This is a genomic window from Ciceribacter sp. L1K22 (assembly GCF_017599385.1).
Taxonomy (GTDB): Bacteria; Pseudomonadota; Alphaproteobacteria; order Rhizobiales; family Rhizobiaceae; genus Allorhizobium.
In genome coordinates, this window is sequence record NZ_JAGFPK010000001.1 from 1176284 (window position 1) to 1198430 (window position 22147).

29 protein-coding genes are annotated in these 22147 nt (G+C 62.0%); 15 read left to right on the forward strand and 14 right to left on the reverse strand.

All coding sequences use genetic code 11. The annotated features are described in order from the left end of the window. Positions 1-4 precede the first annotated feature (4 nt). Positions 5-1228 carry a chromate efflux transporter gene (gene chrA / locus J5J09_RS05750; protein ID WP_208548724.1) on the reverse strand — a complete coding sequence of 408 codons (1224 nt, stop codon included), beginning with the start codon at positions 1226-1228 and terminating at the stop codon, positions 5-7. A 347-nt stretch (positions 1229-1575) separates the two neighbouring features. Then, entirely contained in the window at positions 1576-2310 is a 735-nt protein-coding gene (locus J5J09_RS05755; protein ID WP_208548725.1) for a DUF3750 domain-containing protein, read from the reverse strand. A 199-nt stretch (positions 2311-2509) separates the two neighbouring features. Here J5J09_RS05755 and J5J09_RS05760 point away from each other — a divergent pair, with 199 nt between their 5' ends. Further along, the gene (locus J5J09_RS05760) at positions 2510-3517 is read left to right on the forward strand and encodes an asparaginase (protein ID WP_208548726.1); all 1008 of its coding nucleotides are present in this window, start codon (positions 2510-2512) and stop codon (positions 3515-3517) included. 16 nt (positions 3518-3533) lie between these two features. Here J5J09_RS05760 and J5J09_RS05765 read toward each other — a convergent pair whose 3' ends face one another. Next, a complete protein-coding gene (locus J5J09_RS05765; protein ID WP_208548727.1) occupies positions 3534-4289 on the reverse strand; it encodes a DeoR/GlpR family DNA-binding transcription regulator in 756 nt (251 codons plus the stop codon). 119 nt (positions 4290-4408) lie between these two features. Between J5J09_RS05765 and J5J09_RS05770 the strand changes: the two genes are divergently transcribed. Beyond that, positions 4409-4765 carry a DUF4406 domain-containing protein gene (locus J5J09_RS05770; RefSeq protein WP_208548728.1) on the forward strand — a complete coding sequence of 119 codons (357 nt, stop codon included), beginning with the start codon at positions 4409-4411 and terminating at the stop codon, positions 4763-4765. Between the two features lie 6 nt (positions 4766-4771). Here the strand turns inward: J5J09_RS05770 and J5J09_RS05775 are convergent, their stop codons facing one another. Beyond that, on the reverse strand, positions 4772-5191 hold the full coding sequence (locus J5J09_RS05775) for a VOC family protein (RefSeq protein ID WP_208548729.1): 420 nt from the start codon (positions 5189-5191) through the stop codon (positions 4772-4774). A 183-nt stretch (positions 5192-5374) separates the two neighbouring features. Between J5J09_RS05775 and J5J09_RS05780 the strand changes: the two genes are divergently transcribed. Next, the gene (locus J5J09_RS05780; RefSeq protein WP_208548730.1) at positions 5375-5590 is read left to right on the forward strand and encodes a KTSC domain-containing protein; all 216 of its coding nucleotides are present in this window, start codon (positions 5375-5377) and stop codon (positions 5588-5590) included. A gap of 29 nt (positions 5591-5619) precedes the next feature. On the opposite strand, the gene J5J09_RS05785 is transcribed toward J5J09_RS05780, so the two are convergent. Continuing rightward, positions 5620-6279 (reverse strand): glutathione S-transferase family protein, encoded by a 660-nt coding sequence (locus J5J09_RS05785; RefSeq protein WP_208548731.1) that lies wholly within the window; start codon positions 6277-6279, stop codon positions 5620-5622. Positions 6280-6567: 288 nt separating this feature from the next. Here J5J09_RS05785 and J5J09_RS05790 point away from each other — a divergent pair, with 288 nt between their 5' ends. Next, positions 6568-7116, forward strand: a complete 549-nt coding sequence (locus J5J09_RS05790; RefSeq protein ID WP_208548732.1) for a DUF2087 domain-containing protein — start codon at positions 6568-6570, stop codon at positions 7114-7116. Positions 7117-7138: 22 nt separating this feature from the next. Here J5J09_RS05790 and J5J09_RS05795 read toward each other — a convergent pair whose 3' ends face one another. Together J5J09_RS05795 and J5J09_RS05800 are read right to left on the reverse strand one after the other, a co-directional pair. Then, positions 7139-8941 (reverse strand): EAL domain-containing protein, encoded by a 1803-nt coding sequence (locus J5J09_RS05795; RefSeq protein WP_208548733.1) that lies wholly within the window; start codon positions 8939-8941, stop codon positions 7139-7141. A 92-nt stretch (positions 8942-9033) separates the two neighbouring features. Then, positions 9034-10401, reverse strand: coding sequence for a TIGR03808 family TAT-translocated repetitive protein (locus J5J09_RS05800; protein ID WP_208548734.1), 1368 nt, complete (start codon positions 10399-10401; stop codon positions 9034-9036). A 135-nt stretch (positions 10402-10536) separates the two neighbouring features. Here J5J09_RS05800 and J5J09_RS05805 point away from each other — a divergent pair, with 135 nt between their 5' ends. Continuing rightward, positions 10537-10737, forward strand: coding sequence for a hypothetical protein (locus tag J5J09_RS05805; protein WP_208548735.1), 201 nt, complete (start codon positions 10537-10539; stop codon positions 10735-10737). Between the two features lie 139 nt (positions 10738-10876). Here J5J09_RS05805 and J5J09_RS05810 read toward each other — a convergent pair whose 3' ends face one another. Further along, a complete protein-coding gene (locus J5J09_RS05810) occupies positions 10877-11407 on the reverse strand; it encodes a MarR family winged helix-turn-helix transcriptional regulator (RefSeq protein ID WP_208548736.1) in 531 nt (176 codons plus the stop codon). Positions 11408-11511: 104 nt separating this feature from the next. Here J5J09_RS05810 and J5J09_RS05815 point away from each other — a divergent pair, with 104 nt between their 5' ends. The 3 genes from J5J09_RS05815 (at position 11512) to J5J09_RS05825 (ending at position 14830) form a co-directional block, all read left to right on the forward strand. Then, positions 11512-13038: an MDR family MFS transporter gene (locus J5J09_RS05815; RefSeq protein ID WP_208553127.1), complete on the forward strand. Its 1527-nt coding sequence runs from the start codon at positions 11512-11514 to the stop codon at positions 13036-13038. 80 nt (positions 13039-13118) lie between these two features. Further along, positions 13119-13919: a L,D-transpeptidase gene (locus tag J5J09_RS05820; protein WP_208548737.1), complete on the forward strand. Its 801-nt coding sequence runs from the start codon at positions 13119-13121 to the stop codon at positions 13917-13919. 185 nt (positions 13920-14104) lie between these two features. Beyond that, positions 14105-14830 carry a L,D-transpeptidase gene (locus tag J5J09_RS05825; RefSeq protein ID WP_208548738.1) on the forward strand — a complete coding sequence of 242 codons (726 nt, stop codon included), beginning with the start codon at positions 14105-14107 and terminating at the stop codon, positions 14828-14830. On the opposite strand, the gene J5J09_RS05830 is transcribed toward J5J09_RS05825, so the two are convergent. After that, on the reverse strand, positions 14814-15287 hold the full coding sequence (locus J5J09_RS05830) for a MarR family transcriptional regulator (protein WP_208548739.1): 474 nt from the start codon (positions 15285-15287) through the stop codon (positions 14814-14816). The genes J5J09_RS05825 and J5J09_RS05830 overlap by 17 nt on opposite strands. A 129-nt stretch (positions 15288-15416) precedes the next feature. Between J5J09_RS05830 and J5J09_RS05835 the strand changes: the two genes are divergently transcribed. The 3 genes from J5J09_RS05835 to J5J09_RS05845 all read left to right on the forward strand — a co-directional run bounded on the left by J5J09_RS05835 (position 15417) and on the right by J5J09_RS05845 (position 17054). Continuing rightward, on the forward strand, positions 15417-15839 hold the full coding sequence (locus J5J09_RS05835) for an organic hydroperoxide resistance protein (RefSeq protein ID WP_208548740.1): 423 nt from the start codon (positions 15417-15419) through the stop codon (positions 15837-15839). Between the two features lie 107 nt (positions 15840-15946). Next, the gene (locus J5J09_RS05840) at positions 15947-16330 is read left to right on the forward strand and encodes an MbcA/ParS/Xre antitoxin family protein (protein ID WP_208548741.1); all 384 of its coding nucleotides are present in this window, start codon (positions 15947-15949) and stop codon (positions 16328-16330) included. Next, positions 16290-17054, forward strand: a complete 765-nt coding sequence (locus tag J5J09_RS05845; RefSeq protein WP_208548742.1) for an RES family NAD+ phosphorylase — start codon at positions 16290-16292, stop codon at positions 17052-17054. Before J5J09_RS05840 ends, J5J09_RS05845 begins: the two co-directional genes overlap by 41 nt. Positions 17055-17140: 86 nt before the next feature. Here the strand turns inward: J5J09_RS05845 and J5J09_RS05850 are convergent, their stop codons facing one another. Further along, a complete protein-coding gene (locus J5J09_RS05850) occupies positions 17141-17617 on the reverse strand; it encodes a MarR family transcriptional regulator (RefSeq protein ID WP_208548743.1) in 477 nt (158 codons plus the stop codon). A gap of 59 nt (positions 17618-17676) precedes the next feature. On the opposite strand from J5J09_RS05850, the gene J5J09_RS05855 reads away from it, so the two are divergent. From J5J09_RS05855 to J5J09_RS05870, 4 genes are all read left to right on the forward strand, one after another. Then, on the forward strand, positions 17677-18405 hold the full coding sequence (locus J5J09_RS05855; protein WP_208548744.1) for a thioredoxin family protein: 729 nt from the start codon (positions 17677-17679) through the stop codon (positions 18403-18405). Positions 18406-18430: 25 nt separating this feature from the next. Next, positions 18431-18919 (forward strand): DUF1579 domain-containing protein, encoded by a 489-nt coding sequence (locus tag J5J09_RS05860; RefSeq protein WP_208548745.1) that lies wholly within the window; start codon positions 18431-18433, stop codon positions 18917-18919. Positions 18920-18953: 34 nt separating this feature from the next. Then, on the forward strand, positions 18954-19730 hold the full coding sequence (locus tag J5J09_RS05865) for a VOC family protein (RefSeq protein WP_208548746.1): 777 nt from the start codon (positions 18954-18956) through the stop codon (positions 19728-19730). Positions 19731-19881: 151 nt separating this feature from the next. Continuing rightward, on the forward strand, positions 19882-20376 hold the full coding sequence (locus J5J09_RS05870; RefSeq protein ID WP_208548747.1) for a histidine kinase: 495 nt from the start codon (positions 19882-19884) through the stop codon (positions 20374-20376). A 79-nt stretch (positions 20377-20455) separates the two neighbouring features. On the opposite strand, the gene J5J09_RS05875 is transcribed toward J5J09_RS05870, so the two are convergent. From J5J09_RS05875 to J5J09_RS05890, 4 genes are all read right to left on the reverse strand, one after another. After that, the gene (locus J5J09_RS05875) at positions 20456-20710 is read right to left on the reverse strand and encodes a hypothetical protein (protein ID WP_208548748.1); all 255 of its coding nucleotides are present in this window, start codon (positions 20708-20710) and stop codon (positions 20456-20458) included. Positions 20711-20826: 116 nt separating this feature from the next. Then, positions 20827-21060: a 30S ribosomal protein S21 gene (gene rpsU / locus J5J09_RS05880; RefSeq protein ID WP_208548749.1), complete on the reverse strand. Its 234-nt coding sequence runs from the start codon at positions 21058-21060 to the stop codon at positions 20827-20829. A 157-nt stretch (positions 21061-21217) separates the two neighbouring features. Continuing rightward, positions 21218-21427 carry a cold-shock protein gene (locus J5J09_RS05885; protein ID WP_208548750.1) on the reverse strand — a complete coding sequence of 70 codons (210 nt, stop codon included), beginning with the start codon at positions 21425-21427 and terminating at the stop codon, positions 21218-21220. Positions 21428-21695: 268 nt separating this feature from the next. Further along, complete coding sequence (locus tag J5J09_RS05890) at positions 21696-22124, reverse strand: PACE efflux transporter (protein WP_208548751.1); 429 nt, start codon at positions 22122-22124, stop codon at positions 21696-21698. Positions 22125-22147: the final 23 nt, after the last annotated feature.

The window sequence follows — 22147 nt, forward strand, 5'->3', positions numbered from 1 at the left end:
CCGCTCAGGCAAGCCCGATCAGCACTCCGCCCGCCGCCGCGACCAGCACGACGATCCACGGCGGCGCCTTCCATGCCATCAGCAGCACGAAACAGGTGAGCGCCAGCGCGAAAGGGTATGACCCGGTGATTGCGCTGGTGAAGACAGGCGAATAGAGCGCCGCGCCGAGAATGCCGACGACAGCCGCATTGGCGCCCCGCATCAGCGCCTGCGCCGAAGCCTGCTTGCGAAACGCGTACCAGAACGGCAGCGTACCGAGCAGCAGCAGGAAGCCGGGAAGGAAAACCGCCACAAGCGCGATCACCGCACCGGCAAGGCCATTCGGCTCTGGTCCTGACACCGCACCGAGATAGGCCGCGAAGGTGAAGAGCGGTCCCGGCACCGCCTGCGCCGCGCCGTAGCCGGCAAGGAAGGCGTCGTGACTGATCCATCCGCTACGCACCACTTCCGCCTCCAGCAGCGGCAGCACCACATGCCCGCCACCGAACACCAGCGCGCCCGAACGATAGAAGGCGTCGAACAGGGAGACGCCTTGAGACCCCGCACTCGCCGCCAGAACCGGCAGCGCGATCAGCAGAATGAAGAACGCCAAGAGAAACAGCGTGCCCGCCGAGCGGCTGACGGGAAAGCCGACATGCCCCGTGATCTCAGCGCTTTGTGCGCGACAGAAGAGCAGGCCCGCAACGGCCCCGAGCGCGATCGCCGCCACCTGTCCGATGGCGCCGGCGGCGAGCATCACCACAAGCACCGCGCCAAGCGCGATCGTCGCCCGCTCCTTGTCGGGGCAGAGGTTCTTCGCCATGCCCCAGACCGCCTGCGCCACGATGGCGACCGCGACGATCTTCAAGCCGGTGAGAATGCCCGAACCGATCGGTCCGCCCATCATCGTTGCCCCGAAGGCAAAGGCGATCAGCAGCAGCGCAGAGGGCAGGGTGAAGGCGATCCATGCGGCGAGCGCGCCGAGCGGTCCCCCGCGCAACAGCCCCAGTGCGAAGCCCACCTGGCTGGAGGCCGGACCGGGAAGGAACTGGCAGAGTGCCACGAGGTCGGCATAGGCCTTCTCGTCGAGCCAGCGCCGCCGCACGACCAGTTCGTCGCGGAAATAGCCGAGATGGGCGATGGGGCCGCCAAAGGACGTCAGTCCGAGTTTGAGGAATGTGACGAAGACTTCGCCCGCGCTGCCGGCGGGTTGCCGTCGGGACTCGGTGGACGGGGTGCTGTCGGTCATTGCGCCTTCTGTTTTTTGGAGTGGCGGCACACTAGACGGAATTGCGTGACAAGGGGAAGAAGGCGCGGTTTTTTCTCGGTACGATCGCAGACAAGACAGACGCCTTGAAATCATCGCGCGTCAGGCCTACTTTGCGTTTATGTTCAACGAAGCGAAAGGAGGTGATCCAATGTCTAATGGGATATCGGTTCTGTCTAAGGACTTTGGAAAGGTGACGGTGGCAGCGAGGCAGCCCTCCGCCTGACATCTCCCTCCTTCGCGTCCCGCCAGGCGCGGGTCCGGACAGCAACCGGATTTCATGGAAGGGCCGCCGAGAGGCGGCCCTTTTTGCATGTGGTGATGTGTTGTCAGAGGCCGATCGTGCCGAGCGCCGGCACCTTGATTCCGGGCCGCTGCACATCGATGCCGGCGACAAGTCCGAGGAGGTGGACTTCAAGCCCGCTGCGCGCCCCGACGGCAAAGCCCGCAAGTCCCTTCACGCTGAAATGAAAATCGCGCCCGTCGGCATCGAAACCAAACAGGCTGCCGTCGGTACGATAGTCGCGCCCGACAGCATGGGCCGGCAACACCGCGCCGAGTTCGGGCACCGACCGCAATACATGCGCTACGAATGTATTCGAGTTCGGACCGGGATAGATGTGATAGCCGCCATTCATGGCGAACGGATAATCGGCGATCGCCTTCTCCACCTTCGGGATCAGCGCCTCCGCTTTGGCGCCGTGCAGTTCGACGACGATTTCCGGAGTGTTGGAATACCAGAAGGCATCCGCCGGACGATGGTTGCGGCGGATTGGGCTTCCCCAGCCGACCTTGTCGTAGCGCTGGTAGTCTCCGTCAGCCGTCTTGGTGACGATCCACGCATGGCTGGCGACGGCGCCTTTCAGTCCGCCTGTCTTCGCCGACATCACATAGATTGCCGCCTTGTTGTCCTCGTGTGCTGCGGGAAGCATGCCGGACGAACTCCAGCGTGCCGAACTCCAGTTGGCCGGCCTCTCGGCCGTCATCCAGAGCCCTGCCGAAACCAGTGTCGGCAGCAGGAAGACGACGAAAAAAACCAGCATGAAACGCTTCAGAAACCTCATGGTACCTCTTCGTGACCGTAGGTCTCTTATCGGGAACGGCAAAACGGCGGAAATGCGGTGGTTTCGACCACGAAGTCGTGATCGACGCGTTCTTGCGCCAAAGCGCGCCATGGACCCCGACCCCAATGCCCGATTGGCAATCTCGCCGCAAACGTCTATCAGGCAAAGAACATCCATTCCCCGCGCCCGAGGCCTTTCCATGTCCAGTCCCGTCACCGTCGAAGTCACCCGTGGCAATCGCGTCGAAAGCCGCCATCGCGGGCTGGCTGTCGTGATCGACGCCGGTGGCAAGGTGATGTTTTCAGCCGGTGAGGTAGACGCGCCGGTGTTCCCGCGTTCGGCGTGCAAGGCCATGCAGGCCCTGCCGCTGGTCGAAAGCGGTGCGGCGGATGCCTATGGCTTCGGCAATCGCGAACTGGCGCTCGCCTGTTCGTCCCATTCCGGCGAGGATGCGCACGCGGAACTCGCGGCTTCGATGCTGGCAAAAGCCGGTCGTGACGTCGCTACCCTCGAATGCGGCGCCCACTGGTCGTTTGATCAGGCGACGCTCATCCATCAGGCCCGCACGATGGAAAAGCCTACGGCGCTGCATAACAACTGCTCCGGCAAGCATTCCGGCTTTATCTGCGCCTGCAGCCATATCGGTTACGATCCGAAGGGTTATGTTGGCTACGACCATCCGCTGCAGGCCGATATCCGCGGCGTGATGGAAGCGCTGACCGGCGCTGTGCTCGATGCCGATAGCTGCGGCGTCGATGGCTGCTCGATCCCCACCTATGCCGTGCCATTGTCGGCGCTTGCCGATGGCTTTGGCAGAATGCTGACGGGCAGGGGGCTGGCGCCGGTCCGCGCAGCCGCCTCGCGACGCCTGATCGAAGCCTGCATGGCCGAACCATTTTACGTCGCCGGAACCAAGCGGTTCTGCACCCGCCTCATGGAAATCGCTCCTGCCAAGATCTTCGCCAAGACCGGCGCCGAGGGCGTGTTCTGCGCACTCCTGCCGGACCAAGGCCTGTCGCTCGCCGTGAAGTGTGAGGATGGCACCACCCGCGCGGCGGAAAGCATGATCGCTGCGCTTCTGGCGCGCTATTTCGAGCCGGGCAGCGAAGAGCGGGAACAACTGCTCGCCATGGCCAGCCACACCATGCGCAACTGGAACGGCATCGCCGTCGGCGACGTCCGCGTGACGGACGTCCTGTTTAACTGAGCTCAAGGACTGGATATCAGCCACTGATAAGCCGCACACCCGTCTCTTTGAGGCCGTCCAGCCGTTCGACGGGTGTTGCCGCATCGATAAGTACGCCCGTGACTGTCTCGACCGGGGCAATGAGGCAGGGGGAGACCGCGCCGATCTTGTCATCGGTCACAGGCACGAAGGTTTCCCGGCTCCGCTCCATGATCCGCCGCTTGATCGCCGCCTCCTCGTAGTCCCCCGTCGTCAGTCCGTGCACGGCGTGGATCGCGGTCACGCCTAGGAAGAAGATATCCGGCCGCAGCCGGTCGATCGTCGACGCCGCCTCCACGCCCACGCTCACCATGGAGTGCCGGTACAGCCGTCCGCCGATCAGGATCACCTCGACCTTGTCGTGGTGTTCGAACTCGGCGGCGATCGTCGGCGAGTGTGTCGCGACCGTGATCGCCATGTCGCGAGGAATGCGGCGGGCGATTTCCGCCGTCGTCGTTCCGCCATCAAGGAAGATCGTCTGGCCCGGCTTGATGAGACTGAGGGCCAGGGCGCCCAGCTTTGCCTTTTCGGACGAGGCAACCGACCTTCTGCTGGAGAACTCCGGCAGCTCCGGCGTGATCGGCAGCGCTCCTCCGTGAACCCGCCGCAGAAGCCCGGCCGCCGCCATGTCGCGCATGTCGCGGCGGATCGTATCCTCCGACAGTCCCAGTTCCCGCGCCAGATCCCCGGCGATCGCCCGGCCATCGCGTTTCAGGACATCGAGAATGTGTTGTCGTCTTTGTGTGGTCAGCATCGGATTTCACGAAATTGCACGATAATTTACGATATTGCATGATTTGACTCGATAAGCGAGAAGAATCGTGCAACACCGTGCGCTGCCCGCATGAGGCGGATGACAAAAGGAGATTATCGATGCTGATCCTGATCGCCGGACCCTATCGTTCCGGCACCAATGACGATCCGGCGCTGATGGCTGAGAACCTGAAGCGGCTGGAAGAGCCGTCCTATGCCCTTTTCAAGGCTGGACACGTGCCGATGATCGGGGAGTGGGTGGCGCTGCCGGTCTGGCATGCCGCCGGAGGGTCGCACGTGGGTGACGATCTCTATGAGGAGATCTTCCATCCGGTCGCGGGGCGGCTGCTGCAACTGTGTGAGGGTGTCCTGCGTCTGCCCGGCGCCTCGAAGGGAGCGGACAACGACGTCAGGATCGCCACCGAGCGCGGCATCCCTGTCTGGTATCGCCTGGAGGACGTGCCGGGCTGCGGCTGAGCCCACTCAGACCGCAAAGATTTGCGCGTCGTCGGCGAAGGCCTTGAATTCCAGCGCATTGCCGGAGGGGTCGAACAGAAACATCGTCCGCTGTTCGCCGCTTTCGCCTTCGAACCGCAGCTTCGGCCGCATGCCCCATCGGGTGTCCGGATCGGCCTCCAGCCGTTTTGCCAGCGCCAAGAAATCCTCCATCGGCAGGATCACGCCGAAATGCGGAATGGGCACGGCATCGCCCGCCACCGAGCCGGTGAGCGGTTCTCCGGCGGGCTTTCCCGTCAGATGCGCCGACATCTGGTGCCCGAAGAGGTCGAAGTCGATCCATTTGCCCGGGCTTTCCCTGCCGATCCGACATCCAAGCACCTCGCCATAAAACCGACGCGTGGCTTCGATATCGGTAATGGGGAAGGCAAGGTGAAAGGGACGCATGGCAATCTCCCGGTGCTGGTTGGTCCTGAACGTCCAAGACTATCTAAAATGGACGGGTTGGGAAGCCGTCTGGCGCTGTCTAACGAGAGAAGCGGCCGGTATTGATGGTTGACAACTCTAGGTGCAGTGCACAAACTTCCCTGGATTATAGTGATCCGGCAAGCTTCGGTCAGAGAGGCAAAAGTGAGCACAGTAATTCTGACTTCCCGTGAAATAGCGGCCGTCAGCTATGACGATGCGGCGGCACGACTGCAGGTGGAACTGCGCAAGGGCGGCCTCTACGAGGTCATTGATGTGCCGGAACCGGTGTTTCACAAGCTGTGCACGTCGCCGTCACCGGGCACCTATTTCCACCTCCACATCCGCAAGGGCGGATACAATATCCGCCGTCTGCGCTAGGGCGTTCCTGTCCGGGGTACTGCCGCCGATCATTCCACCTCGGCCAGCCGCTTCCCCCACATCGCCTTGAAGCCGGGACGGGCGTGACAGCGCGCCAGCCAGTCCCGGACATGGGGATGCTTCTCGAACAGCGGCGTGTGCGCCGATGCATAGCGGACCACCTCGGCCAGATTGATGTCGGCGACGGTGAAGCGTTCGCCCACGATGTATTCCGCTCCGGCAAAATGACAGTCGAGCACGGCGAATGGACGGTCGAGGAGGCGGGCAACCGCCAGGGCCTCCGCTTTGCCGGCCTCGGTTTCAAGGCGTCCTTCCGCCGCCGCGAGGGAAATCTTGAGCGCGTTCGCCTCGATCGACGTCGCGCCGAAAAACGACCAGTGTGTCATGAGCGCGTCTTCGCTCAGATCCGCAGGCGCGAGTGACCCGCCATGCTTCTTCGCGAGATAGAGGTTGATTGCCATGGACTCGAACAGCACGAGGTTCCCATCGACCATCGTGGGGATCGTCCCCATCGGATTGATCGCCAGGAAATCCGGCGAACGCGTGTTGAGACGTGCATCCCGCGCGAGCGGATCGGCAAGCTTGTAGGCCTGGATCACTGGTACATGCTTGAAATCGATTCCCAGCTCTTCGATCAGCCAAAGGGGTCGCGTCGCGCGCGACCGATAGACGCCATGGATTTCCAGCATGAAAACTTCCCTCCGCTTCGTTGCGGTCGAAGCTAGCGGCAAGCACGAGGTTTTTGAAGCGACCCCGGCGTGATGCGATGCTGATTTCTTGTCATGGGCCGGATTGACAGTACGCTGCCTCAGCTCTATCCAAAATGCGTGGGTCAGCAGTTCACCCAGGCGTCACCGCCCCGCAAGGGGAGCTAAACCTGCCGCATGATATCTCGACAGACACTTTTCCCGTGCCCGGTCGACAAGACGGTGACCACCGACGCATTCCAATTCGGGCACGATATCGAGGAAAAGACGATGTCGCGTAGCATCATGACGTATCATGCGCCGGACATATCGGCGCTCGCCCGCAGCCTGAAGCGGGAACTGGACGAACGGACGGAAAAACCCGGCCACGTCGAACTTCTGAACATCCTGTCCCGGGCGGCCGGCTTCCGCAACTTCCAGCACCTTCGTGCCGCGCAAGCCGCCGGTGAACGTCTGGCAATGCCGTCGCCGCCGGCCGCGCCGGTGGATCACGTGCGCGTGGAGGCGGCGCTTCGCTGTTTCGACGGGCAGGGCAGGCTATCCCGCTGGCCAGCCAAGACGTCGCTCCAGCAGCTCTGCCTGTGGGCACTCTGGGCGCGCATCCCGGCCGAGCGGGAATTCGATGAGAAGGCGATCAGCGGATTGCTGAGAGACCTGCACCTGTTCGGCGATCACGCGCTCCTGCGGCGCGAGATGGTCAACCAGCGACTGCTCTTCCGGACGCAGGACTGCAAGGTCTACCGGCGCATCGAGCAGCGGCCACCCGCCGAAGCCATCGCGCTCCTGAAGAGCCTCGGCGGCGCGCGGGCGAGAGAGTGAGAGTTGCAGCGACTGCCGGCTTTTAGCTGGCGGCCGCCAGCAGCGCGGCATTGTCGGCCTGTTGCTTCATCAACGCGCGGGCGGCGACCCTTTCAAGCGGGCGCGAGAAGAGGAAACCCTGCCCACGCTGGCAGCCGAGGTCAGTGAGGAGTTGAACCTGTTCGGGCGTTTCCACGCCTTCCGCGATCACCCGGATTCCAAGGCCGTCGGCGATATCGATGAGACCCTTGATGATGACGCCTCCGGCCCGTTCGCTGGCCATTCTCTGGACGAAGCACTTGTCGATCTTGATGAGGTCGATGGGCACCGTCAGAAGATGCGTGAGCGAGGCGAAGCCCGTGCCGAAATCGTCGAGTGCGACGAAGACGCCAGCTGCCCGCAACCGGCTGATTTCTCTCGCAACCGTCTCGTCTCGTTGATCGAGATAGACGGACTCCGTGACCTCTATGGCCACCCGGTCGAGCGGAACGCCATGCCCGCCGAAAACGGCTTCGAGACGCTGGCACAATCCGCCTCGATAAAGATCCATGCCGGAGACGTTGATGCCGATCCGGCCGAAGTAGAGGCCGTCGTCACGCCAGCTGCGCATGTCCGCGGCCACCGTTTCAAGCATTCGTTGGGTCAGGTCGTAGGCGGCCTGGCCGTCGCGCGTCGCCTCGTGGAAATAACCCGCGGCGACAATCTCGCCGCTTCTCGTCCGCATCCGGCACAGCGCCTCGAAACCCCGGAGGTTGCCGGTCGAAAGCTCGACCACCGGCTGGTAGAAGGCGTCGATACGTCCGTCCTGCAGGGACTCGGTCAGGTCCTGTATGGACCGGTAACGCCGTGCGATTGCGGAACCGAGCCCTGACACGAACTCCACAAAGCCGCCGCGGCGACGCTCTTTCGCATGGTAGAGAGCGTAATCCGCGTTCTGGTGAACCTGGTGTGACGGCTTTCCTTCGGCCGCCATGTCGCCACCGACGGTGACGGAAGGATTTATAAGCTGCCCGGCGCAGAGCGTCGGCGCCTTCATGATGACGGTAAGCCTCTCGGCGATCTCTACCAGTTCCTCACGGCCGTCACATTCCACGAGCACGGCGAACTCGTCGCCCCCCAGCCGGAAGCTCTGGCAGTTCTTGCCGAGGCCCGAGAGCCGTTCGGCAACCGATCGGATGAGATCGTCGCCCGCAAGGTGCCCGAACCGGTCATTGACGAGCTTCAGATTGTCGACATCGGCGAGCAGAAGCCCCCAGCTCCGGCTGCCTGCGTCGAGACAGGCGACCTTGTCGTTGAAGGCCTTCCGGTTGGGAAGCTTCGTGAGCGCATCGGTTTGCGCCAGCTTCTGACGTTCGATGACCCGCTGGTCCCGTTCGATGGCGATGGCGCAGAGATGCACGCACGCCTGGACGACCTGTTTTTCCCGGCGTGTCGGATTGCGCTCGGTTCGATAGTAGAAAGCGAAGGTTCCCATGACCTTGTCGGACAGGATGATGGGGGTTGACCAGCACGCGAGAAACCCCGCCGAAAGTGCCAAGTGCTTATAGTCCTGCCAGAACGGATGTGTCGCGATGCTGGAGACCGCGACGGGGCGGCCTGTATAGGCCGCAGTGCCGCATGATCCAATGCCAGCACCGATTGCGACACCATCTATTGCCTTCGAATAGAACCCTGGAAGTGACGGGCCGGAAAGATGACTGAGGCGACTTTCCGCGTCCAGCAGCAGGACCGAACAAATGGTATCGGGAAGTATCCGCTCCACGGCGTTGCAAAGATAGTCGACCGTCTCCCTCAGGCCGTCGCCGCGGGCAATCATCTCAAGGATGGTGTTTTGCAGTCTCTGCATCGTGCGCTCGTTCCCCTCGACGACAGAAGACCACAGCAGCGTTAAATAGCCCTTACGAATTTTCTAAAAATGTAAATTAGCTATGACTTTGTTCACGTGGCGCGATTTCCGCTGATCGTCAGATGCGGGGGTACGTCGCCGCCGGCCATCAGGTCGCCGGTCGTCTTCTCGTTCCAGCGATAGCCGACGATCGCGCCGTCTTTCGTCCCGTTGAAGATATTGCCGGTGATGACAGCCGCGCCGCTCTCCTCCACTACGGTTACATAGATGCCGATTGGCGACTGGCGCACGACGTTTCCGGAGACCACGACGTCGCGCAGATACGGCCCCCAGCCGAGCATCATGCCGTAGCGCGGCGCGTTCTCGATCACGTTGCCCGAAACGACCGTGTCGGCTTCCACCGAAATGCCGAAGCCGAAGCCGGCGCCGTCGTGTTCATAGGGACCGGTGAGGGAGAGGTTGCGGACAAGGTTGCCGGTGACGGTGGCGAGCCGCCCGCCTTCGTTGAAGTTGACGATCAGGATGCCGTTCGCCGCCGTATCGATCAGGTTGTCGGCGACAACGGCGCCTTCGAAGGAGAATTCGACGTAGAGCGCTGTCTCGCCGCTCTTCAGGCACTGGTTGCCGCGGATCTGCACGTTGGAGGCCGAATTCGCCCGGATCGCGGAAAAGGCGCAGTCGGAGACATGGTTGTCCGAGACGATCACATTGTCGGCGCGAAAGAGATTGATGCCGTTGCCGTATTCTCCCGTGCCTCCGTCGCGCGCACCGATCCGGTAGACACGATTGCCGGTGACGACCGAACCATCGTCGCCCTTGGTCCAGCGATGCACGAGAATGCCACCGTTCCCGCAGTCATGCACGCGGTTGTCGCGGACCGACAGCCTGACGCACTCGACCGCGTAGAGCCCGATGTCTGCGGCGCCGCTCACCGTCGACCGTTCGATCCGACCGCCGCAGCGCTCCAGGTGAAACCCCGTCTTGCGACTGCCGGCGATCTCGCAATTGTCGATCAGGGCTTCGCCCACATTGGCGAGGTGAACCAGCCCGCTCACGTGGTCGCCAAGCCAGCCGTTCGAACCGTCGATGGCAATGTTGCTGATCTCGATCCGGTCGGCGCCGTCGGCGCGCAGCAGGTGTCCGTCGCCGGTATAGATGAGGCGCGACGCACCGGGTACGCCGGTGAGGCGGGTTCCGTCGGGAAGGTCGATATTGGAAACCGTGTAGTCGCCGGGTGGCAGAAACACCGGGGTCCTTGCCGCTGCCGCGTCATTGAGAACCGTCTGCAGCCGTCGGCTCTGGTTGTCGGGTGCATTGGGCACGACGCCGGCCGCCGCCGCATCGATCGATCCGCGCATCTCGATCTCGGTGAAGGCGAGCGCCTGGGAAAGCGCGGGTCGATGCGCGAACCCCGCGAGCGCGGCGCCTCCCGTCAGCAGCAATCGGCGTCTTTCGATCATATCTACCCTGGCACAATCAAACCGGATGGCGCGACAGAATGGCACGCGGGAGTTAAGGAAACGGTTTGCTCCAGATCAATGCGGCAGCGTGCAAGCAGGCGCTAATCTATCCTCGATCGATTGATGGAGGTCACGATGTTTCGTCTTGCTGCGGTTCTCTACATTCTCGTCGCCACGGCGCTGGCAGGCGCGTCGGTGACTACGGTTCTCTCCTTGCGGATGATGGAGCCGTGGCAGATCGCGGGAGCGTTTGCGGCCGGCTGTGTGATCGCTCTTCCGATCGCCTGGGTTCTGGCGCGCAAGATCTCCGCCACGATGAAGTCTTCCGTCGCCTGAGATGAGGGGGATCAGGCGGCTGACGCGGGTGTCGCGCCCGACGTTCAGGAGGCGGATGGACTGTCCGCGGCATGAGCGCACCCGCACCGATCGGCCGGCCTTCGTTGGATCGCGAAGGCCGGCCGATTGTTCTTGACGATCATCCGTCCGTACCGCTGTCGCCGGCCAGCCTCGTATGCGCGTGCATCCGGTCGACGAACTTTTCGAACAGGATCGCAAAGCGCTCCACGTCCTCCTTCGGCCAATCGGCTAGAATGGCGTGGATGAGGTTCGCCTTGATGTTCTGAAGCGCCTCGATCATCTGCCATCCCTTGGGCGTCAGTTCCACAACGGCACGTCGCGCGTCGACCTGCGATACCGCACGCCGCAACACATTCTGCTTCACAAGTTCCGCCACCAGCCGGCTGCCGCGCGAGGGATCGATGCGCATCGCTTCGGCAATGGCCCCGACCGTCGCCTCGCCATCGTCGGCGCAGCGCCGCACGGCTTCGATCACATCGAGATGGGTAAGATCCAGATCCGGCGCTACCGACTGGATCGCCATGCGTCCGATGATACGCCTGCCGATCATCAGCCGCATCTTCGACATGCTGGTCCCGATGGACGCTATGTCTTCCGGTTCGTCGTCCGGCACGGCCCAGAGCGAACTGGCCGATATCTCTTTCGTCATGGCGCCCCCTCGCAGTCATCGCACGCAAATATGTGCTGTTGACATTTATATGCCAAAAGCACATAAAAAGCCAACTCAGAATTTTGGATGCTCCCATGGACAAGATGTCGCCGATCAAAACGCCGCCCGCGGCGGACCTTCCGCCGCTGGTCGAAAACCCGCGACTGCGTCTTGTCGTCTTCCTGTTTTTGATGACCGCCATGTTCATGGCCACCCTCGACAACCAGATCGTCGCGACCGCCCTGCCGACCATTGTCGGCGAGTTCGGCCAGCTGGAACGTTTCGGCTGGGTCGGCTCGGCCTACCTGCTGGCGTCGAGCGCGGTGATGCCGATTTATGGCAAGCTCGGCGACCTCTTCGGTCGCAAGCCGGTGATCATGGCGGCCGTGCTCATCTTCACCCTCGGGTCGCTGGTCTGCGGTCTTGCCGTCTCCATGGACACGCTGATCGCCGCCCGCGTGCTGCAGGCGCTCGGCGGCGGCGGCATCATGGTGTCGATCTTCTCGATCAATGCCGATCTCTTCGCACCGCGCGAGCGGGCCCGCTACCAGAGCTATTCGAGCCTCGTCCTGATGGCGTCGGGCGCCGTCGGACCCGTGCTCGGCGGAACCTTGAGTGATCTGTTCGGCTGGCGTTCGATCTTCCTCGTCAACCTGCCGATCGGTATCCTTGTCCTCGCCGGACTGGCGGTGATGCTGCCCTACCGGCGTCCGCAAAGGCGACCGAAGATCGACTATGCCGGCGCCGCGCTGCTCGCCGCCACCATTTCCTCGGTGGTGGTCTGGGCCGACAGCGCGCAATTGTTCGGATCGCTCGTGGCGCCGGAAAGCCTCGCCATTGTCGCTGCCGGCGTCCTGTGCCTCACCGGCTTCATCTTGGTCGAGCGCCGTGTCGACGAACCGGTGGTTCCGCTGTCGCTGTTTTCCAACCCGACGTTCAGCCTGCTGCTGATCATTTCGCTGTGCAGTGGTGCCGTTGGCATCGGCTCGGTCAACTATGTCGCGCTCTTCCTCCAGACCACCACGGGTCTTTCTCCGTCCATGGCCGGTCTGCTCTTCATCGCCACCACCGGCGGCATCGCGCTCGGGTCGCTCTCTGCCGGTCGGATGATCTCTATCACCGGCCGCTACAAGATATTCTCGATCGCCAGCATGACGACCGGTATCGTCGCCATGGGAATTTTCTCGCTCGTCGGCGTCGGAACGCCGGTGCCGATGATCGCGGCGATCATGCTGCTTCACGGAGTCGGCATCGGCATTGGCCAGCAGGTGCCCGTGATCGGCGTTCAGAACACTGCAGGGGCAGGGGATGTCGGCGCCGCGACCGGAGCGGTGACGCTCACCAGGATGGGTGGAGCATCGATCGGAATCTCCATCTATGGCGCCGTGGTCGCCTCCGGTGTCGCAAGGCTCGGCGCGGCAATCCCGGGCGTCGGACCGATCGACGAACTCACTCCCAAGGCGCTGTCGGCACTGCCGCCGGACCTGCAGGTTCAGGTGGTGGAGACTTACGCGGGCGCTTTCCATTCCATGTTCCTGGCAGCGGCGGTCATCTGCCTCGTCGGCCTTAGCGCGGCACTGTTCCTCAAGAACGTTCGGCTGCCGATGGCCAAGGCCGCGCAGTCTCACTGATCGCATCCGACGACAGCTTCACGCCAGCCGCGGCATGCATGATGCGGAAGACTTTGGAGAGCCTTTTGAAGCGGTTGGTCATGGATTTCGATTTTCAGCGTGTTCGCAAGGGTATTGCTCTGTTCGCCAGCCTGGTCTGTGCCTCGGCTTTGTCGGGCTGCATTCTGGTCCAGGATACCAGTCGCATGAACATCGAGGTGTTCCAGGACGAGGTGGCGCCGGTATGGTACGAGCCTGCTCGCGTCCAGCCGGCACCGGTGCAGCCTGTTCCGCAGCGCCGCGAGCTCTATCAGACACAGTTCCATCAGACTTACGGGTTGCCCGTTTCCAACCCGATGCATCGCATCATGTACGGCGAGTTGCGCGATGATGACCGCACGCTTCCCGCGCTGCCGCTGACCCGGATCGATTCGGGCCTGCTGCGGCAGGAGGTTGCCTATCAGACCGCCGAGAAGCCCGGCACGATCGTCGTCGACACCAGGGCGCGCTACCTCTATCTCGTACAGCCCGATGGTAAGGCCATGCGCTATGGCGTCGGGCTTGGCCGTGACGGCTTTGCCTGGAGCGGCCGCGGAATCATCCAGTGGAAGCAGAAATGGCCCCGCTGGACCCCGAGCGGCGAGATGGTCGAGCGCCAGCCGAATTTGCGACCCTTCGGCGCGGAGCAGGGTGGCCTCGAGGCTGGACTGAACAACCCGCTCGGAGCCCGCGCGCTTTACATCTTCCAGGATGGAAAGGACACGCTGTACCGAGTGCATGGCACGCCGGACTGGCAGTCGGTCGGCAAGTCGACGTCGTCGGGTTGCGTGCGCATGTTCAATCAGGACGTCATCGACCTCTACGACCGGGTCGGCGACAAGGCGCCCATCGTCGTTATCTAGCGACTTCCCTCCGCTGATACGGAATCTTCACGGACACGCGCCATGATCGCCGTGGCGATGCCTGTTGCAAGTTTGCCACCGTCCTGCTGCATTGCGGAAAGGGGCGATGGCGGGGCGGAACATTGCCATAATTGCGGCATTTATGATTTCACGCCTTCCGGTTTTCACGAGGTTCCCCCAAGCCCATGACGTCGTCCTTTTCTTCTTCGCGCCGCAGCTTTTTGTCTCTGTCCGCCGTCGGTGCCGCCAGCCTGCTGGCCGGCTGCGCATCATCCTATCCATCGCGCGGTCCGGTGCAGACGACGATCACCTATCGTGACGGCATGCCGCGCCCAGCTCCGCTTGCCGGCGGTCGCTCGCCGGAACTCGACGCGATGTATGGCGAGACCTTCGATGGCGGTTATGTCATTCCGGCCGTGCCCTATCAGCGCATCGAGCCCCGTTTCTATCGCCAGCGGGTTGTGGATCCGACGGGCGAGCGTCCCGGCACGATCGTCGTGGATACGCCGCGCCGCTTCCTCTATCTCGTCGAGCCGGGCGGCACGGCGATGCGTTACGGCGTCGGCATTGGCCGTCAGGGCTTTTCCTGGAGGGGCGAGGGTGTGATCCAGTGGCGGCAGAAGTGGCCGAAGTGGACACCGCCCACGGAAATGATCGCGCGACAGCCCGAGCTTGCGAAATACTCGGCGGAAAACGGCGGCATGTCGCCAGGCTTGAACAATCCGCTGGGCGCCCGTGCGCTCTATATTTTCCAGGGCGGCGAAGACACGCTCTACCGTCTGCACGGCTCGCCGGAATGGAATTCGATCGGCAAGGCGGTCTCGTCCGGCTGCGTGCGCCTGATGAACCAGGATATCATCGATCTCTATGATCGCGTGCCGAACAAGGCCCGCATCATCGTTCGCCAGTAGCGAGCCCGGCATTCTCGAGGTTGCTCGTCAGCGCTTTCAGCCTCTCGCGCAACTCCACGAGTTCGCCGACGGGGCAGCCGGCTGCGGCGCCGATTGCCTGCATGATCCGCGCTGATTCCGGCTGCAATGCCCGGCCTCCCTCGGTCAAGGTCACGAGGACCTGCCGTTCGTCGTCGGCGGCGCGCCGCTTCTCTATCCGTCCGGCCTGTTCCAGGCGCTTCAGAAGCGGCGAGAGCGTGCCGGAGTCGAGGCCGAGCTTCTCGCCGATCTCCTTTACCGTCAGTCCGTCCTTTTCCCAGAGCGTCATCATCACGAGATACTGCGGGTACGTGAGGCCCAGCGGCTCAAGCAGAGGCTTGTAGGTTCGGTTGAAGGCATGTGCCGCCCCGTAGATGGCGAAGCACACCTGCTGGTCCAGCGTCACCTTGGTGTCGGGGCACTTCTGGTTGTCGGTCATGTCGATCTCCGCATTCCTCGTATTGTTGCAATTCAAGTGGCTCGGCGCAATCGTTCAAAAAATATATTGCGCACAATTTAATTTTGCATTATGTAATTTAAATCATCACCGCAAACAAGGAGTTCAGCAATGCCGATTCTCTATACTGCTCATGGTCACGCCACCGGCGGCCGCTCCGGCCATGGTGCCAGCGACAATGGTGTTCTCGACGTCACGCTCACGACGCCGAAGGAACTCGGCGGCGACGGCGCCACCGGCACCAATCCCGAACAGCTTTTCGCCGTCGGCTATTCGGCGTGCTTCCTCGGTGCCCTGAAGTTTGTCGCCGGCAAGGAAAAGGTGAAGATCCCCGAAGATGCCAAGGTTCATGCCGATGTCGGCATCGGTCCGCGCGACGACGGTCAGGGCTTCGGGATCGAAGTGAAGATCTCTGTCGAAATTCCGGGTCTGGAACGCGAGCTGGTGGAACGTCTCGCGGCTGCCGCCCACATCGTCTGCCCGTACAGCCATGTCATGCGCACCTCGACCGAAGTTCCGGTCACGGTGCTCTGATCTCTCCTTGATCCACCGCCCGAAGGCCGGCTTCCGAGCCGGCCTTTACCTTGATCTTGTCTGTGGATGATTTTTTCCCTATATTCTTTCTCAGGAAAGGATTAGTCATGCTTCATTCAGCAGATCAGGTGAGAATTCCGGCAACGGAAGGCGCGACGGTCACCAAGGCCGTTGTCTCGGCGGCGGACAGGCTGGGCCTTTCGGCACGGCAACTCTCAGCCGTTATCGGTGTATCGGAAGCCACCGTCTCGCGCATGAAGCGGCTGGACTTCCTGCTGGAGCGCGGCACCAAGCCTTTCGAGCTGGCCCTGCTTTTCATCCGCCTGTTCCGTTCGCTGGATGCCGTGACCGGTGGCGATGAGGCGGTCGCCAAAGCCTGGCTGCGCGGCTCCAATACCGCTTTGGCTGCAGCACCGCTCGATAAAATCTCCTCCATAACCGGCCTGGTCGATGTCCTTGGATACCTGGACGCCCGCCGCGCTCTCGTCTGAAGCGCATCCGCTGGCTGGTGCGTTCTGGCGGCTCGTCGAGGCGCAGCATCAGGTCTCGACCATGAAACTCGTCGACAGCGTCGAGGAGCAATCCCTGCTGGAAACCTTGCTGGAGGAGACCAAACCGTCGGTCCCGCCGGAATGTGCAGGCCTCGATTACCTGCTCGCCACGCCGTTCCGTTATGGCTCGGTCTATCCGCACGGCTCCCGATTCCGGAAGGCAGGGCGGACCCCGGGTGTCTTTTACGCCGCCGCTGCCGTCGAGACCGCGCTGGCCGAAATGATCTTCTATCGCCTTCTCTTCTATGCGGAGTCGCCCTCCACTCCTTTGCCGGCCAATGCCGCGGAGTACACGGCGTTTTCGGCGTCGGTCGACACCAAGAGGGCGATCGACCTGACGCTGGCGCCCCTGAACAGGGATGCGGCCCACTGGCACCATCCGACAGACTACACCGCTTGTCAGGCGCTCGCCGACGCCGCACGGGACGCGGATATCGAGGCGATCCCCTACCAGTCGGTTCGCGATCCACGCGGTGGGCGAAATCTCGCGCTATTGACGGCGAAGGGCTTTGCCGCGCCAGAGCCGGTCGAACGCCAGACCTGGCGCATCCGTCTTGGTTCGGCATCGGTTCAGGCCCTGTGCGAGTTTCCGCGCCGGCTCGTGGGTTTCTCCGTCAGCGAGATGGTTTCCGGAGATGCCCGCCTGTCCAGGCGGTTCGTATAAAAAAAAGCCTTCTCTCCACCCTCGACGGATCGAGAGCGGAGAGAAGGTGCCGGCCGGCGATGCGAATTTCGGATGTTGCTCAGGCGTCAGGCGGCGCGGGGGCGGGTAAGTTCAGGTGCGCCGAGCTCGAGAAGATCGCGGCGAAGGGAGTCCGGATTTCCCGACGACAGCTCGGCTTCGATTTCCCTGTGCGTGTCGGTCCAGATCGGCAGCGCCGCCGACAGCACCGCCATTCCTGCGCTCGTCAGCTTGAGCAGTTTCCCGCGACGATCTTCCGGATCGGGATCTACCGCCACCCAGCCCCGGCTCGTCAGCGGTTTCAACGCTGCCGTCAGTGTCGTGCGATCCATCGCCAGAAGTCGCGCAACCGGCGCCATGGATGGCGGCTTCGGGCGGTTCAGCGACATCATCAGTGAGAATTGCTGGTTGGTCAGCCCCAGACTCTTCAGCGCGACATCGAACCGACGCGCCAGCACCCGTGCCGCCCGCTGCGCATGCAGGCACAGGCAGGTGTCCTTCACATGGATCGTCGTCGAATAGGGAATCATCGGCTGATTTGACATGCCTCAAATATGTTGATATCAACGTAAATGTCAAGCGCAAAGAAATGAGGAGGAAGGCCATGAATGCTGTGGTTTCGAGGGAGGAGTGGCTGGAGGCGCGCAAGGTGCTTCTTGCCCGCGAGAAAGAGGTCACGCGTCTGCGTGATCGCGTGAGAGCCGAGCGGCTGGAACTGCCCTGGGTGAGGGTTGAGAAGGACTATATGTTTGATACGCCGCAGGGGCGGCGGTCGCTTTCCGATCTCTTCGACGGCCGTAGCCAATTGCTCGTCTATCATTTCATGTTCGGGCCGGATTGGGATGCCGGATGTCCCGGATGTTCGTTCTTCGCCGATCATGTTGACGGCATGCTGCCGCACCTCAACAATCACGACGTGACGCTGCTGACGGTATCGCGTGCGCCGCTCGATAAGATCGAGGCCTACAAGCGCCGCATGAACTGGCATTTCCCCTGGGTTTCCTCCTATGGCAGCGACTTCAATTTTGACTACCACGTCTCCTTCACGCCCGAGCAGCTGGCCTCCGGTTCGGTCGATTACAATTTTCGCCAGACGCCGCGCGAGCAGGCGCATGACGAGCTGCCGGGCATGTCCGCCTTCTATCGGAACGAAATGGGCGAGATCTTCCATACCTACTCGCAGTATGCACGGGGAGGGGAGGAGGCTCTCGGCGCGCTCATGATGCTCGACCATACGCCTCTTGGCCGCAACGAGACGGGTACGCTGAGCTTCGTGAAGCGCAAGGACGAGTACGAGGTGAAGCCCCAGGCGGCGTCGTGCTGCCACTCATGACAATGTTCTGGGAGCAAAGACTATGATGGAATCGTCGAAACCCCGCGCCGAGCATCGTTTTCTCGAGCGCCTCGTTGGCGACTGGCTCGTGACCTCGACCAACACCCAGCCGGATTACGATCCGGGTGATCCGAAAAAGCGCTGGACGGAAAACGTACGATCGATTGGTGGTCTCTGGTTCATCGCCGAGGGTGGTGGATGCATGCCGGACGGTGAGCGTGCCACCATGATCATGACCCTCGGATACGATCCATCGGCTGGCCAGTATGTCGGAAGCTGGATCGGGTCGATGATGGACAAGTTCTGGATCTACCGCGGCTGGGTGGAGGCCGACGGCCAGACCCTCACGCTCGAAGCTGAGGGCCCGGATTTCGACGACTCGTCGAAGACCTGCGTTTATCGGGATGTCATCAGCTTCCTTGATGATGATCGCCGCACCTTTTCGGGCAGCGTCCGCAAAGAGGACGGTAGTTTCCAGACTTTCATGACGAGTGAAATGAAGAGGGTACGCTGAGGCCGCTCGAACGAATAATAACGGAGATACGCCAATGCACGGCAGTTTTATCTGGCATGAGTTGATGACCCCCGACCCCGAAGGAGCGAAGGCTTTTTATTGCGAGCTGATCGGTTGGGGAACCGAGGAAACGCAGATGCCCGGCTTCACCTATACCAGCTTCACCCTGCCGGGCTTTTCCTCCGGCGTTGCAGGCATGATGCCGCTGATGCCGGATATGAAGGAACAGGTCGTTCCGCCGAACTGGACTGGCTACATCGCCGTTGACGACGTCGATGCGATGGTCACCGACTATGAAAAGGCTGGAGGCACCATCTGTCGCCCGGCGGAAGACATTCCAGGCATCGGCCGTTTCGCGGTGGTTGCCGACCCGCAAGGCGCGGTCGTCTGCATCATGACGCCGCAGATGCCGGAGGGCGGAACCGGCGAATGGCCGCAGCCGGGAAGCGTTGGCACGGTCGGCTGGAACGAGTTGATGGCCGGCGACTGGGAAAAGGCCTGGGACTTCTATTCCGCGCGCTTCGGCTGGGAAAAGGACATGGCGGTCGATATGGATGCCATGGGCATCTACCAGACCTTCAAGCTCGGTGACCGCGGCATTGGCGGCATGATGACCAAGCGTCCTGAAATGCCGATGCCTTATTGGGGATTCTACTTTATCGTCCCCGCGATCGATGCGGCTGTGGCAAAGGTCGAGAAACTCGGCGGCAACGTCCTCATGGGACCGCATCAGGTTCCGGGTGGATCATGGATCGCCGCATGCCAGGACCCGCAGGGAGCCTATTTCAACCTGACATCAGGGTCGCGCTAAAAAGGAGAAGGGGCCGGTGGCGACGCCGGCCCGACTTTGTTTGGGTTGATAGGCTGATTCATATCGGGATGGCTCGATTTTCTAATGGATTCCGCTAGAGCTTGGTGCGCGACGAAGCCTCGTCGCTTGTTTTCAACTCTGGGGACACTCCGTGAAATCGATCCTCCTTGCCGCCATGCTGGCTTTCGCGCTGCCGGTATCCGGCTTTGCCGCAACCCTGAATCTTCCCTCCGACGACGCGCCGGTCGCGACCGTTACCATTCCCGACAAATGGTCTCCGACCGAGATCGACCACGGCATCGAGGCCGTATCCGAAGACGAGGCCGTCTACATTTCCTTTGAGGTCGCCGACGAAAAGTCGATGGACAAGATCATCGAGGATATCTTCGCTTTCCTCGAGGACAACGGCGTCACCGTCGATCCCAAGTCTCAAGGCGAGAGCGACAACGAGATCAACGGCATGAAGGTCTCGACGATCGAATGGGAAGGCGAGGACGAGAGCGGCGCGATCAACGTCGGCGTGACGATCTTTGCTCCGACGCCCGGCAAGATCGTGATCATGACCTACTGGGGCAACAAGGAAGAGCAGGAAAAGCATCTCGACGATTTCGTCGCGATTCTCGCCTCCGTAAAGCCCGCGAAATAGTCACGGCCAAACCGCGGTGTCCGGCGACTGGCCGGGCATCGCTTCAAGCCGCTTGAAAAAAACTTGCTTCAGCCCTGGATTACCGCTGGCTGCGGCTGCGTGCGACAGTCCGCCGGACCGGCGTCTTGCGCACCTTCTTTTCTTCGGCGGCTGGGGCTTCCGCCTCAAGCTTCAGTCGTGCAGCGCGAAGTGCTTCCGTCTTCCGTTCACGCTCCGCCGCTTCGGCATTGATGATCGACCAGGCTGCATCGTCTGTTGCCGCTGCTTTGTCACGGGGCGAAACGCGCGTCGGCTTGGCTTTTGTTTCGATCTCGGTTTCCGTGGAAATCGTCATTCCGCTTTCTCCTGTCGTTCCGAGGTTCCGGGAGGCGCATCCGCCTCGAACCGGATTGTCATGCTGTCGGCACCCGATCGGCAAAGCCGAGATGCGGGACCGTCAGTCGTGGCACCTTAGCGGCTGGCGCTCTTGCGCGGGCTCGGCAGCAGGCCTTCGCGCTGCATCTTCTTGCGAGCCAGCTTGCGCTGACGGCGGATCGCCTCGGACTTTTCCCGAGCCCGACGCTCGGACGGCTTCTCGTACGACGAGCGCGCCTTCATCTCGCGGAACACACCCTCGCGCTGCAGCTTCTTCTTCAGAACCCGCATGGCCTGTTCAATATTGTTGTCTCTGACGAGGACCTGCATCTTCGTCCTTTCCGGGGAAATCCCCTTGTCTCGATCTTTGGGAACGCGGCGGGGGGCGCCGCACGAAACAAAAAGGTCGGGCGTTACCCCGACCTCTCCAATGTCACTCTAGCCTTCGCTGCCAGTACATCCGTGGTCAGCAGTGGCGAATGACAAATTAAGCCGCGCGGAGGTTGTCCGCAGAGCTCTTGCCCGAACGCTTGTCCTGGACGATGTCGTACGAAATCTTCTGGCCTTCGACGAGCTGGCGCATGCCTGCACGCTCAACGGCAGAGATGTGAACGAATACGTCGGTAGAACCTTCGTCCGGCTGAATGAAACCAAAACCCTTGGTCGTGTTAAACCACTTTACGGTACCAGTCTGCATAACGATCTCCTTTCAATCGTTTGTAGTGCACCGGAAGAGACATTCTCCCGGCAAGATCGACGTTGAAGGAAATCTGACGGAGCGTTCTGGACGCGTAGGCAAAGGTCGCAACAAATCTTCGATGACCCAAAGATAGTCGCTTTGGCTTCCAAAAGCAAGGAAACGGGGTGATATATTTCAGTTGGTTCGAAGCGGCGTGGCTTCCCGCTCGCGACCCCACACTGTCATCATCCCGTCGGTGACCAGCGGGATTGGGTAGGTGGCTTGCCTAGGTGTGTCGTGGGCGAGCCGATTCCGGCAGGCCGAAAATCCGGTCGAAGCCAAGGTTGAAGATATAGGTGTAGGCCAGGAAATAGAGCAGCAGGCCGGCATTTGTAACAAAAGCCTCCCGTACCGGAACGCCGAGCGCCAGAACCAGCACCGGGGTGAGCACGATGGTCAGGCCGCTTTCAAACAGCAGGGCGTGCACCACCCTGCGCTTCGTCGACCGTCCCTTCACCGGATTGCCGCTCTCCCACCACTCGAAGAGTGTCGTGAACACGAAATTCCAGGCCATCGCGACTGCCGAAGACGCCACGGCGGCGACGCCGGCCGATAGACCCTGATGCCCCAATGCCATGAGGATCAGCCCGCTCGACAGGATGGCAAGGCCCTCATACGTGATGACATAGATGATGCGGCGGAGGACGGGAGACATGAGCGGCCGGGGTTGGAATGGGG

Coding starts and splice junctions, on each gene's coding strand:
- chrA (WP_208548724.1), bottom strand. CDS start 1,228: ATGACCGACAGCACCCCGTCCACCGAGTCCCGACGGCAACCCGCCGGC.
- J5J09_RS05755 (WP_208548725.1), bottom strand. CDS start 2,310: ATGAGGTTTCTGAAGCGTTTCATGCTGGTTTTTTTCGTCGTCTTCCTG.
- J5J09_RS05760 (WP_208548726.1), top strand. CDS start 2,510: ATGTCCAGTCCCGTCACCGTCGAAGTCACCCGTGGCAATCGCGTCGAA.
- J5J09_RS05765 (WP_208548727.1), bottom strand. CDS start 4,289: ATGCTGACCACACAAAGACGACAACACATTCTCGATGTCCTGAAACGC.
- J5J09_RS05770 (WP_208548728.1), top strand. CDS start 4,409: ATGCTGATCCTGATCGCCGGACCCTATCGTTCCGGCACCAATGACGAT.
- J5J09_RS05775 (WP_208548729.1), bottom strand. CDS start 5,191: ATGCGTCCCTTTCACCTTGCCTTCCCCATTACCGATATCGAAGCCACG.
- J5J09_RS05785 (WP_208548731.1), bottom strand. CDS start 6,279: ATGCTGGAAATCCATGGCGTCTATCGGTCGCGCGCGACGCGACCCCTT.
- J5J09_RS05790 (WP_208548732.1), top strand. CDS start 6,568: ATGTCGCGTAGCATCATGACGTATCATGCGCCGGACATATCGGCGCTC.
- J5J09_RS05795 (WP_208548733.1), bottom strand. CDS start 8,941: ATGCAGAGACTGCAAAACACCATCCTTGAGATGATTGCCCGCGGCGAC.
- J5J09_RS05800 (WP_208548734.1), bottom strand. CDS start 10,401: ATGATCGAAAGACGCCGATTGCTGCTGACGGGAGGCGCCGCGCTCGCG.
- J5J09_RS05805 (WP_208548735.1), top strand. CDS start 10,537: ATGTTTCGTCTTGCTGCGGTTCTCTACATTCTCGTCGCCACGGCGCTG.
- J5J09_RS05810 (WP_208548736.1), bottom strand. CDS start 11,407: ATGACGAAAGAGATATCGGCCAGTTCGCTCTGGGCCGTGCCGGACGAC.
- J5J09_RS05815 (WP_208553127.1), top strand. CDS start 11,512: ATGTCGCCGATCAAAACGCCGCCCGCGGCGGACCTTCCGCCGCTGGTC.
- J5J09_RS05820 (WP_208548737.1), top strand. CDS start 13,119: ATGGATTTCGATTTTCAGCGTGTTCGCAAGGGTATTGCTCTGTTCGCC.
- J5J09_RS05825 (WP_208548738.1), top strand. CDS start 14,105: ATGACGTCGTCCTTTTCTTCTTCGCGCCGCAGCTTTTTGTCTCTGTCC.
- J5J09_RS05830 (WP_208548739.1), bottom strand. CDS start 15,287: ATGACCGACAACCAGAAGTGCCCCGACACCAAGGTGACGCTGGACCAG.
- J5J09_RS05835 (WP_208548740.1), top strand. CDS start 15,417: ATGCCGATTCTCTATACTGCTCATGGTCACGCCACCGGCGGCCGCTCC.
- J5J09_RS05840 (WP_208548741.1), top strand. CDS start 15,947: ATGCTTCATTCAGCAGATCAGGTGAGAATTCCGGCAACGGAAGGCGCG.
- J5J09_RS05845 (WP_208548742.1), top strand. CDS start 16,290: ATGTCCTTGGATACCTGGACGCCCGCCGCGCTCTCGTCTGAAGCGCAT.
- J5J09_RS05850 (WP_208548743.1), bottom strand. CDS start 17,617: ATGTCAAATCAGCCGATGATTCCCTATTCGACGACGATCCATGTGAAG.
- J5J09_RS05855 (WP_208548744.1), top strand. CDS start 17,677: ATGAATGCTGTGGTTTCGAGGGAGGAGTGGCTGGAGGCGCGCAAGGTG.
- J5J09_RS05860 (WP_208548745.1), top strand. CDS start 18,431: ATGGAATCGTCGAAACCCCGCGCCGAGCATCGTTTTCTCGAGCGCCTC.
- J5J09_RS05865 (WP_208548746.1), top strand. CDS start 18,954: ATGCACGGCAGTTTTATCTGGCATGAGTTGATGACCCCCGACCCCGAA.
- J5J09_RS05875 (WP_208548748.1), bottom strand. CDS start 20,710: ATGACGATTTCCACGGAAACCGAGATCGAAACAAAAGCCAAGCCGACG.
- rpsU (WP_208548749.1), bottom strand. CDS start 21,060: ATGCAGGTCCTCGTCAGAGACAACAATATTGAACAGGCCATGCGGGTT.
- J5J09_RS05885 (WP_208548750.1), bottom strand. CDS start 21,427: ATGCAGACTGGTACCGTAAAGTGGTTTAACACGACCAAGGGTTTTGGT.
- J5J09_RS05890 (WP_208548751.1), bottom strand. CDS start 22,124: ATGTCTCCCGTCCTCCGCCGCATCATCTATGTCATCACGTATGAGGGC.